This is a genomic window from Citrobacter sp. Ce119, assembly GCF_030334525.1.
Taxonomy (GTDB): domain Bacteria; phylum Pseudomonadota; class Gammaproteobacteria; order Enterobacterales; family Enterobacteriaceae; genus Citrobacter; species Citrobacter europaeus.
Genome location: NZ_JAOWDR010000045.1, coordinates 66512 through 79662, shown reverse-complemented (window position 1 = coordinate 79662; position 13151 = coordinate 66512). Strand labels below are relative to the sequence as shown.

At 54.0% G+C, this 13151-nt stretch carries 10 protein-coding genes; 3 read left to right on the top strand and 7 right to left on the bottom strand.

Features of this window, described 5'->3' with window-relative positions:
- Positions 1-537: 537 nt before the first annotated feature.
- Positions 538-2931, top strand: coding sequence for a maltodextrin phosphorylase (gene malP / locus OGV80_RS06970; protein ID WP_087050804.1), 2394 nt, complete (start codon positions 538-540; stop codon positions 2929-2931).
- A 9-nt stretch (positions 2932-2940) separates the two neighbouring features.
- Positions 2941-5028 carry a 4-alpha-glucanotransferase gene (gene malQ / locus OGV80_RS06965; RefSeq protein ID WP_047408156.1) on the top strand — a complete coding sequence of 696 codons (2088 nt, stop codon included), beginning with the start codon at positions 2941-2943 and terminating at the stop codon, positions 5026-5028.
- Between the two features lie 89 nt (positions 5029-5117).
- Here the strand turns inward: malQ and gntT are convergent, their stop codons facing one another.
- The 3 genes from gntT to gntX form a co-directional block, all read right to left on the bottom strand.
- Complete coding sequence (gntT, locus tag OGV80_RS06960; RefSeq protein ID WP_003023507.1) at positions 5118-6434, bottom strand: gluconate transporter; 1317 nt, start codon at positions 6432-6434, stop codon at positions 5118-5120.
- A gap of 373 nt (positions 6435-6807) precedes the next feature.
- A complete protein-coding gene (gene nfuA, locus OGV80_RS06955; RefSeq protein WP_003023509.1) occupies positions 6808-7383 on the bottom strand; it encodes a Fe-S biogenesis protein NfuA in 576 nt (191 codons plus the stop codon).
- 58 nt (positions 7384-7441) lie between these two features.
- Positions 7442-8125: a DNA utilization protein GntX gene (gntX, locus tag OGV80_RS06950; protein ID WP_043018585.1), complete on the bottom strand. Its 684-nt coding sequence runs from the start codon at positions 8123-8125 to the stop codon at positions 7442-7444.
- A 37-nt stretch (positions 8126-8162) separates the two neighbouring features.
- Here gntX and bioH point away from each other — a divergent pair, with 37 nt between their 5' ends.
- The gene (gene bioH / locus OGV80_RS06945; protein ID WP_087051943.1) at positions 8163-8933 is read left to right on the top strand and encodes a pimeloyl-ACP methyl ester esterase BioH; all 771 of its coding nucleotides are present in this window, start codon (positions 8163-8165) and stop codon (positions 8931-8933) included.
- A 44-nt stretch (positions 8934-8977) separates the two neighbouring features.
- Here the strand turns inward: bioH and OGV80_RS06940 are convergent, their stop codons facing one another.
- The 4 genes from OGV80_RS06940 to feoA form a co-directional block, all read right to left on the bottom strand.
- Positions 8978-9940 (bottom strand): Rpn family recombination-promoting nuclease/putative transposase, encoded by a 963-nt coding sequence (locus OGV80_RS06940; RefSeq protein WP_087051944.1) that lies wholly within the window; start codon positions 9938-9940, stop codon positions 8978-8980.
- Between the two features lie 239 nt (positions 9941-10179).
- Positions 10180-10416: a [Fe-S]-dependent transcriptional repressor FeoC gene (gene feoC, locus OGV80_RS06935; protein ID WP_047408167.1), complete on the bottom strand. Its 237-nt coding sequence runs from the start codon at positions 10414-10416 to the stop codon at positions 10180-10182.
- Between the two features lie 11 nt (positions 10417-10427).
- Complete coding sequence (gene feoB, locus OGV80_RS06930; RefSeq protein WP_043018581.1) at positions 10428-12746, bottom strand: Fe(2+) transporter permease subunit FeoB; 2319 nt, start codon at positions 12744-12746, stop codon at positions 10428-10430.
- Positions 12747-12764: 18 nt separating this feature from the next.
- Positions 12765-12992, bottom strand: coding sequence for a ferrous iron transporter A (gene feoA, locus OGV80_RS06925; protein ID WP_003023519.1), 228 nt, complete (start codon positions 12990-12992; stop codon positions 12765-12767).
- Positions 12993-13151: the final 159 nt, after the last annotated feature.

The window sequence follows — 13151 nt, the reverse complement described above, 5'->3', positions numbered from 1 at the left end:
ATTAGAGTTTTATGCAAGCTAAGCGGACTTTTTGTGTGTCTGATTTTGCACTATGTCACAAATCTATACATCTATTACATTAATTGGTTTAAAGAGTCGCAACAGGCGTGGCGACGGGATCCGTCGTTATTTTGACTGCGCCGAAAAATGCCTCATTTTTTATAAGGCTACTCAGTGAGTTAATGTAAAGCACCGAATCTTGTGGCCGACTTAAAAGTTTCATGTGAATTATCTTATCTGGCCCAGGTATTTCAGGTTAGAAACTATTTCTCTGTTTACACATTGTTTCCCCACCGTCACCCCACTATTTGATATTGTCGATTTATCCCTTGCTATTAATGCGTCGTCCGTTGGGTGTTTTGCGGGATTACGCGAATTTACGGGCGATTACGCTACCTTTAAGTGGCAGCGATCACATTTTTATGCTCATCCCCGCTCCTCCTCCCTGCCTAATCCGTGCCAGGATGAGGAATGTCAACAACGAGCCAGGCAAACTAGCGATAACGTTGTTTTATTACCTAAGGATCTGGAACCCCTATGTCACAGCCTACTTTCAACAAAGATCAATTTCAGGCTGCCCTGACACGTCAGTGGCAGCGCTTCGGTTTACTGTCGGCTCAAGAAATGACGTCGCGCCAGTGGTGGCAAGCAGTGAGTGGGGCGTTGGCTGAGTTACTCAGCGCCCAGCCTGCGGCAAAACCGGCAAAAAATCAGCGTCACGTTAACTACATCTCGATGGAGTTTTTGATTGGTCGTCTGACCGGTAACAACTTACTTAATCTCGGTTGGTTTCAGGCGGTGAGCGATGAGCTGAAAGCGCATGGCGTCAACCTGACCGACCTGCTGGAAGAAGAGATCGATCCGGCGTTAGGTAACGGTGGGTTGGGGCGTCTGGCGGCCTGCTTCCTTGATTCGATGGCGACGGTCGGCCAGTCGGCGACGGGCTACGGTCTCAACTACCAGTACGGCCTGTTCCGTCAGTCGTTTGCCGATGGGCAACAGATGGAAGCCCCGGACGACTGGCATCGCGGCAGCTATCCGTGGTTCCGCCACAACGAGGCGCTGGATGTGCAGGTTGGAATTGGCGGCAAAGTCACCAAAGAAGGGCACTGGGAACCAGGATTTATCATCACTGGTCAGGCCTGGGATCTGCCGGTTCTTGGCTATCGCAACAGCGTGGCCCAGCCGCTGCGTCTGTGGCAGGCCAGCCACGCGCATCCGTTTAACCTGACCAAATTTAATGACGGCGATTTCCTGCGGGCAGAGCAGCAGGGCATCGACGCCGAAAAACTGACCAAAGTGCTGTACCCGAACGACAACCACACCGCGGGTAAAAAGCTGCGCCTGATGCAGCAGTATTTCCAGTGCGCCTGCTCCGTAGCCGACATTCTGCGTCGTCATCATCTGGCAGGGCGTAAACTGCATGAGCTGGCTGATTACGAAGTGATTCAGCTTAATGATACCCACCCGACCATCGCGATCCCAGAGCTGCTGCGCGTGCTGATTGATGAGCACCAAATGAGCTGGGACGATGCGTGGGCCATTACCAGTAAAACCTTTGCTTACACCAACCATACCCTGATGCCGGAAGCGTTAGAGTGCTGGGACGAGAAGCTGGTGAAAGCGCTTCTGCCGCGCCATATGCAAATCATCAAAGAGATTAACGACCGCTTTAAGACGTTGGTCGATAAAACCTGGCCGGGTGATGCTGAAGTCTGGGCGAAACTGGCGGTGGTGCACAACAAACAGGTGCGCATGGCTAACATGTGTGTGGTCAGCGGTTTTGCGGTTAACGGCGTGGCGGCGCTGCACTCCGATCTGGTGGTGAAAGATTTGTTCCCGGAATATCACCAGCTCTGGCCGAATAAATTCCATAACGTCACCAACGGGATTACCCCACGTCGCTGGATTAAGCAGTGCAACCCGGCGCTTGCCGCTCTGCTGGATAAATCGCTGAAAAAAGAGTGGGCCAACGACCTCGACCAGTTGATTAACCTGGAAAAATACGCTGACGATGCGAAGTTCCGTCAGCAGTATCGTGACATCAAGCTGGCGAACAAAGAGCGACTGGTGAAGTTTATTAAAGCGCGTACCGGTATTGAGATAACGACCAACGCGATTTTTGATATTCAGATTAAACGTCTACATGAGTACAAGCGTCAGCACCTCAACCTGCTGCACATTCTGGCGTTGTACAAAGAAATTCGTGAGAACCCGCAGGCCGATCGCGTGCCGCGCGTATTCCTGTTTGGCGCAAAAGCCGCGCCGGGTTACTACCTGGCGAAAAATATCATCTTCGCCATCAACAAGGTTGCGCAAACCATCAATAACGACCCGCAAGTGGGTGACAAACTGAAGGTCGTCTTCCTGCCGGATTATTGTGTCTCGGCGGCGGAAATGCTGATCCCGGCGGCGGATATCTCTGAGCAGATCTCAACCGCAGGGAAAGAGGCTTCCGGCACCGGTAACATGAAGCTGGCGCTGAACGGTGCGTTAACCGTCGGTACGCTGGATGGCGCAAACGTCGAAATCGCCGAGAAGGTGGGTGACGAGAATATCTTCATCTTTGGTCATACCGTGGAAGAGGTGAAGGCGCTCAAAGCCAAAGGCTACGATCCGGTGAAATGGCGTAAGAAAGACAAAGTGCTGGATGCTGTCCTGAAAGAGCTGGAAAGCGGGAAATACAGCGATGGCGACAAACATGCCTTCGACCAGATGTTGCACAGTATTGGCAAGCAGGGCGGTGACCCGTATCTGGTGATGGCGGACTTCGCGGCCTACGTTGAAGCTCAGAAGCAGGTTGACGTGTTGTATCGTGACCAGGAAGCCTGGACCCGGGCGGCGATTCTGAATACCGCGCGTTGCGGCATGTTCAGTTCGGATCGCTCCATCCGCGATTATCAGGCTCGTATCTGGCAGGCGAAACGTTAAGGGATCGCGATGGAAAGCAAACGTCTGGATAATGCCGCGCTGGCGGCGGGGATCAGCCCCAATTACATTAATGCCCACGGTAAACCGCAGTCTATTGGCGCCGAAACCAAGCGGCGTTTGCTTGACGCCATGCATCGCACCTCCGCCGCCGTTCAGGTGGCGGTGACGCCGGTGCCGAATGTCATGGTTTATACCGCTGGTAAGAAAATGCCGCTGGCGGTTGAGGGAAGCGGGGAGTTTAACTGGCTGCTGACTACCGAAGAGGGCGTGCAGCACAAAGGGCATGCCGTCGGCGGTAAATCTTTTAACCTTCCAGCCAGGCTGCCGGAGGGGTATCACACGCTGACTCTGACCCAGGGCGAGCTGCGCACCCATTGCCGCATCATCGTCGCGCCGAAACGCTGCTATGAGCCACAGGCGCTGCTTGCCGGGCAGAAGCTGTGGGGCGCATGCGTTCAGCTCTACACCCTGCGCTCGGAAAAAAACTGGGGGATCGGCGATTTTGGCGATCTCCGCACCATGTTGGTGGATGTGGCGCAACGCGGGGGCGCGTTTATCGGGCTTAATCCGATTCACGCACTGTATCCGGCGAACCCGGAGAGCGCCAGCCCGTATAGTCCATCGTCACGTCGTTGGCTGAACGTTATTTATATTGATGTTAACGCAGTCGATGATTTCCACCTGAGTAAAGAGGCACAGGCCTGGTGGCAGAAACCTGCGACGCAGCAAGCTTTGCAACGCGCGCGCGATGCTGAGTGGGTTGATTATTCTGCCGTTACCGCACTGAAGATGACGGCGCTACGTATGGCGTGGAAAAGCTTCTCTGCGCGCGATGATGAGCAGATGGCGGCATTCCGCCAGTTTGTGACTCAGGAAGGGGATAGCCTCTACTGGCAGGCGGCCTTTGACGCGTTGCATGCCAATCAGGTGAAAGAGGACGCATTGCGCTGGGGCTGGCCGGTGTGGCCGCAGGCATTCCAGTCGGTGGACTCGCCAGAGGTAAAACGCTTCTGCGAAACACATCGTGATGATGTGGATTTCTACCTGTGGTTGCAGTGGCTGGCGTATAGCCAGTTTGCTGACTGCTGGAAAACCAGCCAGGGCTTTGCGATGCCGATTGGACTGTATCGCGACCTGGCGGTTGGCGTGGCCGAAGGTGGGGCGGAAACCTGGTGCGACCGCGAGCTGTACTGCCTGAAAGCCTCGGTGGGCGCACCGCCGGACATTCTCGGTCCGCTCGGACAAAACTGGGGACTGCCGCCGATGGATCCGCACATCATCACGGCACGCGCTTACGAACCGTTTATCGAATTGCTGCGCGCCAATATGCAGAACTGTGGCGCGCTGCGCATCGACCATGTTATGTCGATGCTGCGTCTGTGGTGGATCCCTTACGGAGAAACAGCCGATCACGGTGCCTACGTGCATTATCCGGTAGATGATCTGCTTTCCATTCTGGCGCTGGAAAGTAAACGTCATCACTGCATGGTGATTGGTGAAGATCTGGGTACCGTGCCGGTGGAGATCGTCAGCAAGCTGCGTGACAGTGGTGTCTATTCCTACAAAGTACTTTATTTTGAGAATGACCATGAGAAGAACTTCCGTGCGCCGAAAGCGTACCCGGAACAATCAATGGCAGTCGCGGCGACGCATGACCTTCCTACGCTTAAAGGTTATTGGGATAGCGGCGATCTGACGCTCGGTAAGGCGCTGGGTCTGTACCCGGATGAAGTCGTGCTGCGTGGGTTGTATCAGGACAGAGAACTGGCGAAACAGGGGCTGCTGGACGCGCTGCACAAATACGGTTGCCTGCCAAAACGTGCTGGTCACAAGGCGTCCCTGATGTCGATGACGCCGATTCTTAATCGCGGTATGCAACGCTACATCGCTGACAGCAATAGTGCGTTGCTGGGCCTGCAACCGGAAGACTGGCTGGATATGGCTGAGCCGGTCAACATTCCGGGGACCAGCGACCAGTACAAAAACTGGCGGCGTAAGCTCACCGCCACGCTGGAACAGATGTTTGCCGATGAGGGCGTGAATAAGCTGATTAAGGATTTGGATAAGCGCCGCAAAGCGGCCGCGAAGAAGAAGTAAAAAAGCCGGGGATTTCCCCAGCTTATTTATGGTGCTAGATCGTAGGCCGGATGGCAGCTTTGCCTTATTCGGCCTACGAGCCGTCTCGTTTAAACCACCATACCCAGCAGCAGACACCCTACCAGACCGCAGACGGAGATAATGGTTTCCAGCATTGACCATGACTTGATGGTCTCACCGATGGTCAGGTTGAAGTACTCCTTGAACAGCCAGAAGCCTGGATCGTTCACGTGGGAGAAAATGACGGAACCGGAACCAACCGCAATAACCATCAGCTCTGGGCTTACGCCGGTCGTTGCAATCAGCGGCGCCACAATCCCACCTGCTGTAATCGCAGCAACGGTCGCGGAACCCAGTGCGATACGCAGTACCGCCGCGATAGACCATGCCATCAGCAGTGGAGACACGTTAGAGCCGTGCATCATTGAAGCGATGTATTTGTCCACGCCGCTATCAACCAGGACCTGTTTGAAGGCACCGCCACCACCGATGATCAACAGCATCATTGCGATGATTTTGATTGAGGACACCAGCGTGTCGTTAATCTGATCCATCGAACGTCCACGGTTCAGACCAAAAGTGAACATCGCAATCAGCACTGCGATAAGCGTTGCCATGACCGGGTCGCCGAGGAACTCTGCAACCGTCAGGAAAGCATGACCTTTTGGCAGAATCATCTCCGCCACGGCGCGCATTGCCATCAGGATAACCGGTACCAGAGAGGTCCAGACGCTGACACCAAAGCCAGGCATCTCTTCTTCAGTAAAGGTTTTCGCGCTGTACAAACCTTCCGGGATTGGCTTATCGATGCCTTTCAGGAAACGAGCGTACACCGGACCGGCGAGAATAACGGTTGGGATTGCCAGAATTGTACCAAACAGCAGGGTTTTACCCATATCTGCGTGGAAAATGGTGGCAATAGCGGTTGGACCCGGGTGTGGCGGCAGGAAGCCATGTGTTACGGACAGCGCAGCAGCCATCGGTACGCCAACGTACAGCAGCGGGATATTGGCAGCAGCGGCGATGGTGAACACCAGCGGCAGCATCAGCACGAAGCCGACTTCGTAGAACAGGGCAAAACCGACGGTGAAGCCAGTTAATACCACCGCCCACTGGATATGTTTTTTGCCGAATTTAGCAATCAGGGTGGTTGCGATGCGCTGTGCGCCGCCGCAGTCCGCCAGCATTTTGCCCAGCATGGCGCCAAAACCCATAATCAGGGCGAGGCTGCCAAGGGTTCCGCCGACGCCGGCTTTAATCGAACCGATGACTTTATCCAGTGGCATCCCTTGCATCAATCCGACAGCAAGCGCCACCAGGACGAGAGCGATGAAACCGTTCATTTTGAAACGGATCATCAGGAGGAGTAACAAGATTACACCGATAGCAACGATGACTAATGGCATGATTTACCTGGCCTTTACTTTGTTATGGGTAACGTCAGTGTTTAGATGACAAATTCCGATTGTCCCGACCGGGAACAGAGTATTCTCAGCACCAATGCTGGTTGCCTTCAAAACTAATCAGTTTAGCTGGCTATTATGTGTGTATTAGGTGCTGATACGAATGATACGGGTAACATGTGGCGCTTGAAAATCACCTGGGCAGGCAAAATTTAAATTATGAGAGGCTGGTCAAATTATGAGGGGGATTGTTGCAGGATAGATGCCAGGACAGAGGGGGACGCCGGAGACCGCGATTACACTGCCATCCGGCGTTAATGCCCGATGGCGACGCGGGGCGTCTTATCGGGCTATAGAAAGTCTACAGGTTTGGGCGTTAGTAGTAAGAGTGCTCGCCGCGCTGGTGTTCGGTTAAATCGCGAACGCCTTTCAGTTCAGGGAATTCAGCCAGCAGCTGTTTCTCGATACCTTCTTTCAGCGTGACATCTACCATTGAACAGCCGTTACAGCCGCCGCCAAACTGCAGAATGGCGTAGCCTTCATCGGTGATTTCCATCAGAGAGACGCGACCGCCGTGGCCAGCCAACTGAGGGTTGATCTGCGATTGCAGCATGTACTCCACGCGTTCCATCAGCGGCGCATCATCGGCAACTTTACGCATTTTGGCGTTTGGCGCTTTCAGAGTCAGTTGAGAGCCTAACTGGTCGGTCACGAAATCGATTTCTGCATCTTCCAAATACGGTGCGCTCAGTTCATCAACATATGCGGTCAGCAGGTCAAATTTAATGGCGGTGTCGGTTGCTTCCACGGCGTCCGGCGGACAATAAGAAACGCCGCATTCAGCGTTAGGCGTGCCGGGATTAATCACAAATACGCGGATTTGTGTCCCTTCTTCCTGATTTGCCAGCAGTTTGGCAAAGTGCGCTTGTGCAGCATCGGAAATATGGATCATAGTAATGGCCTAATAGTTGACTATTTTACTTGGTTATAATACGCCCATCATCGAGGCTCTACAAGGTTCGACACAGGCACCATACCTGGACAGTCGCCGCGCCGTTGCGTAAAAGCAGCTGCGCGATTTCCGCGACGGTACTTCCGGTAGTGACGACATCATCCACAATAACCATATGGAGTCCCCGCACCGGCAATTCAAGGCGAAAGGCGTTTTTCAGGTTACGTTTACGTAATCGGGCGCTGAGATGGTGCTGCGTGGCCGTCGCCCGAACCCGCGTGATGGCCTGGCTGTTCCAGTCGCAGCCCAGCCAGCGCGCCAGAGGGCGGCACAATAAATCGCTCTGATTAAATCCTCTGCGCCAGTGTCGGCGTTGCCAGAGCGGAACGCTGACCAGCCTGTCCGGCAGAGGAAGGCCGCTGGCGCGCCGGGCCTGTAATACCTCCAGCAACAGTAAACGTGACAGGGCGCAGGCCATTTCGCTGCGTCGCGAAAACTTGAGCTGGTGGATAAGCCCGCTCAACGGTGGAATGTAGTCGCTGACCGTGACCAGTCGCTGCCACGGTGGTGGTTTTTGCAGGCATCGCCCGCAGGGAATGACGGTATGAGCGGCAGGGAGGCCACATTGAGGGCACAGGCTGCCGCGCTGACGCGTTGCCCGCGTGCAAACAGAGCAAATCCCCCAATGCCCCAACGTCAGGGGCATTCGGCATAGCCAGCACAATCCCGGTACTGTTAGCATAGAAGCATCCTTTCAGGCTAAAAGAGAACAATAACTGATGAATGACATCTGGTGGCAGACCCAGGGTTCGGGAAATTGCCATCTTGTGCTGCTGCACGGATGGGGACTGAATGCGCAAGTCTGGAATTGCATAAGTGAGGAACTGAGCTCGCATTTCACGCTGCATCTTGTCGACTTACCGGGATTTGGCCGCAGCCAGGGTTTTGGTGCAATGTCGCTGGAAGAGATGGCTGAGCGGGTATTAAAACAGGCGCCGGAGAACGCTATCTGGCTCGGCTGGAGTCTGGGCGGGCTGGTTGCAAGCCAGGTGGCGTTAACGCATCCTGGCCGTGTTCAGGCGCTGGTGACCGTGGCGTCTTCCCCTTGCTTTAGCGCGCGAGACGAGTGGCCGGGTATCAAGCCAGAAGTGCTGGCAGGCTTCCAGCAGCAGTTGAGCGAAGATTTTCAGCGTACGGTGGAGCGTTTTCTGGCATTGCAAACGATGGGTACGGAAACCGCGCGTCAGGATGCGCGAGCGTTGAAGAAAACGGTGCTGGCTTTACCCATGCCGGAAGTCGAGGTGCTTAATGGCGGGCTGGAGATCCTGAAAACAGTCGATCTGCGTGAGCCGCTGTGCTCGGTGGTTATGCCTTTCCTGCGGATGTATGGTTATCTTGACGGGCTGGTTCCGCGCAAAGTTATCCCGATGCTGGATGCCCTGTGGCCCCAGAGCGAGTCATTGGTGTTTGCTAAGGCGGCGCATGCGCCATTTATCTCGCATCCTGCTGAGTTCTGCGCAGCGCTGGTGGCGTTGAAGCAGCGGCTATAAATTCGTTGCGTTGCCCGGCACAGCCACGCTTGCCGGGCTTGAGATTAATGACTGCGCGCAGCCAGATCCTCAGCGGTCAGACCGGTAATTCTGAAGATGGTCAGCGGGTCTATACCATCAGCCTGCATGGTTGATGCAATTCGTAAAGCTTCCTCTCGTTTGCCTTGTTGCAGACCTGTTTGTAACCCTTCCTCTAACCCCTCTTGTAGCCCTTTCCTATGACCTTCCTGAAGACCATTAAAGTGCCCTTCTTGTCGTAATCTTTCGGCGATAGTCATCAGCTTTTCCTTATGTTGGGGTAAACGTTCGGCGACTTCATATAGGAACTCGCCAAAATGTGCGCTGTCCCCGGCCTGCAGTAAATAATTAAACAGGGCTTTCAACTGGTTGTCATTAGCGTGTCCTTTAACAAGCAGGATGGCCAGCTTTTCTACCAGCCCCATCAAATCGCGTTTACGAATATGTTTTTGGATGAGTTCCAGCAGCGCCATCCGACGATGCTGCATGATCTCGTCATCGGGCATGACGGTGATATCGATCAGTGGAAACGCGGTACTATAAAGTTGTCTGGCGGATTCAGGGTCATCAAACTCGTCCAGCCAACAAAGTGAGTAGGGGTATGGGCTTGCTGAGCCATGATAAAAAAGCATGGGGATCACCAGCGGGAGTTTCTTATGGCCTGCCGCTAAATGGCGGTGCATTACCGCAATGGCATAACGCATCAGCCGAAATGCCATATGGCTATCGGCGGTGCTCTGATGCTCAATAATGGTGTAAATATAGCCATCGCCTTCGCGCGTTTTTAACGACCACAGCACATCGGAATAGTAGGCGCGCAAATCGTCCTCAATAAAACTGCCGGATTCCAGTTGCAGCGTTTTAAGATCGCAAAGTTTTTGCAAAGAGGCTGGAAGATGAAGCTGAATAAAGTCGCGTGCGGTTGCAGGGTTGTTTAAGAACGTTTTGAAAATCGCGTCATGCGGTGTAGCTGTCGTGTCAGTATTCATGGCGATCCGTCACCTGAGAAACAAGATGACGGGACTCTACTTCTCTGGTCGGCAGTAATCATCCACGAGTTGATAACGATGCGCGGCAGGCTGGAGGATAGATCTGTTTTGCTGAAAACAGAGAGGTCTTTGTGGAATCCATTACGCAAAAAGCCGGATATTAGCTTAAACGCTATATCCGGCCTGAACGTTTGCAGTTATTTGTAGGCCGGATAAGCGTAGCGCCATCCGGCATCGAACTAGCGTAAAGCCCACCACTCGCGCAGGCAGGCTTTACCTTGCGGACAATTTTTGCAGCTTCCGGAGAGACACCCGTCGGCATCTTCCTGAATCCGCATCGCTTTGCCCATCTTTTCTAACTGATTCAGCATGGCGTCAATCATGGGCTGCGGGGTATGCAGCGTGTGGCTAATTTGTGTCGCCTCCATGCGCCCCCGCAAAGCCAATAAATCACGAACCTGAATAAGCGATGCCATCGTCGATAACCTTAGTGGCAATCGCCAGTGGTGCTTGAACAACAGGAACTTGCCGTCCTGTTGGTTGCCAGCAGCGCGAGGTCCACGCGGCTGCGAGCTCGACGCAGCAGGCCCAGCAACACGATGTTAAACAGGATGACGGCTAAAATGCACACCAGACTGTAGGTCGGGTGTTCTTTGTAGCTGACCGTCTGATAAAACAGCGTCGACAGAGAGTAGGCGATGTTCAGACCCCACAGAATCGAGAAGCTCATCCAGCCACGGCTGGATTCACGTGCGATTGCGCCCATCACTGAAATGCACGGTACATACAGCAGAACAAAGATCAGGTAGCTGTACGCGGCGGCGGCGCTGCCAAATTTCTCGCCCATCACGCCCATTGCGCCTGTCGCCATTTCACCGTCGCCCTTGCTGGCTTCGATAGGGTTAGCCAGCACGCTCAGGCTGAAGGTGTCTTTCAGGCTTTGCCAGGTTTCATCCACCGCGCCGAGCAGTTCGTCACCGAGGTGGAAATCTGCCGGATTGAACTCTTCTTCCTGAATGTTTTCTGCGGTATAGAGCGTGTTCAGCGTACCGACAACCACTTCTTTCGCCATCGCGCCGGTAAACAGACCTACGGTTGCCTGCCAGTTATCTTCGTGAACGCCAATCGGCTTAAAGACAGGGGTAATAACGCGGCTAACGGAGGCCAGAGCAGAGTCGTTGATGTTGTCGACGATTTTTCCGCTCAGCGAGAAGCTGTTAAACGCGCTGAGGAAAATGCTGACGATGATGATGACTTTACCCGCGCGCAGAACGAAGCCTTTCAGGCGTTGCCAGGTCTGAATGATCAGACTCTTAATGTGCGGCACGTGGTACACCGGCAGCTCCATCACGAACGGCGTTGCTTCACCACGCATGATGGTGTGTTTGAGCATCAGACCGGTCAACACCGCCATAACGATACCCAGCACGTACAGTGAGAAGACCGCCAGCGCGCCATTCTGACCAAAGAACGCTGCGGCGAAGACGGCGAAAATCGCCAGACGTGCGCCACAGGACATAAACGGCGCCATCATGATGGTCATCAAACGCTCACGCGGGGCATCCAGCGTACGTGCGCCCATTACAGACGGTACGTTACAGCCAAAGCCGACGATCAGTGGGACAAACGATTTGCCCGGCAGTCCCAGCGCTTGCATCAGTCGGTCCATCACAAACGCGGCGCGCGCCATGTAGCCGGAGTCTTCAAGGAAGGAGAGGAACAGGTACATCATGCCGATTTGCGGTACCAGCGGCAGCACGGTGTTAATCCCGCCGCCAAGGCCCTGGGCCAGGAAGATGGTAAGCCAGTCCGGGAAGTGCAGCGTGTAGCCAATCCACTGAATACCATGGATAAAGAGCGCCACGGAGCCGACGTCAAACAAGGGCTGCAGCGCGCCGCCAATGTTGATGGCGAGCAGGAACATCAGGTACATCACGAACAGGAAAATCGGCAGACCAAGGAAGCGGTTAAGGACGATTTTATCTACAGCGGTGGTGAAACGGCTTGGCTCTGCCGTCAGGGTGTTACTGACGGTATCACAGATAGCGGCAATGCACTGATAACGCGCATCGGCGATATGCAGCGCCGGATCGTCCATTGTCTCGCTCAGGCGCGCAATGGCGGCATCAAGGTTTTGCGCGGCATCACCGGCGTAAGCACGGCTGTAGATATCGCCTTCCAGCATCTGCAGGCCCAGCCAGCGACGCTGTTTAAGCGGCATATCTTTGGTCATCGCGTCGGCCAGGGAATCCGCTTCTTGCAGCAGCGGCTGGGCATAATGGACCAGCTCGACGGTGTCGTTTTCTTTATAGCGATCGATCGCCAGCTTCAGCGCTTCAATGCCGCGAGCGCGGGTGGAAACCAGCGGAACCACCGGGCAGCCAAGACGAGCGGAGAGGGCGTCGATATCGATACGGATTTGCTGCTTCTCAGCGATATCCAGCATGTTCAGTGCGACGATGCAGGGGATGCCCAACTCAAGCAGTTGCAACGTCAGGTAGAGGTTGCGCTCAAGGTTTGAAGCATCGACCACGTTGATCAAGAGATCCGCGTCGCCGCTTAAAATATAGTGGCAGGCAATCTGCTCATCGAGAGAAGTTTGCGATGAGATTGTCGTCAGGGAATAGGTGCCGGGTAAATCGACCAGCGTGACCTGATGGTCCGTTGTGGCGAAATGACCTTCTTTACGCTCAACGGTAACGCCAGCCCAGTTGCCTACACGCTGGCGCGCGCCGGTGAGCTGGTTGAATAAAGTTGTCTTGCCGGAATTAGGATTACCAATTAAACCAATGGTTAGTTTTTTCATTTTTATAGACTCACTGTATTAACAGGAAACCGCTTCCACTTCTAATAACGCCAAATCCTTTTTACGCAATACCAGACTTACGCGACGCGTTTCGATATGGATAGGATCGCCGAGCGGGGCGACGCGTACCACGTTGAAGGATGAGCCGGGTAGCATGCCAAGTGACAACAGTTTCTGACGATAAGCTGGGCTGATTTCACGGGCAAAACCGGTAATTTTCCACGCACTGTCAGGAGTGAATTGCATAGGGACCTACTTATATCTCGCTAACTGGATGATTAACTCATGGGGCGAAAGGGCGGCATGAGACCAGATGATTAGCCAACGTAAGGAAAGAGTAAATAATCAACAAATCAATGATAATGAGAATGGTTTCTATCATCAATAGAATAAATGTGACGGAAT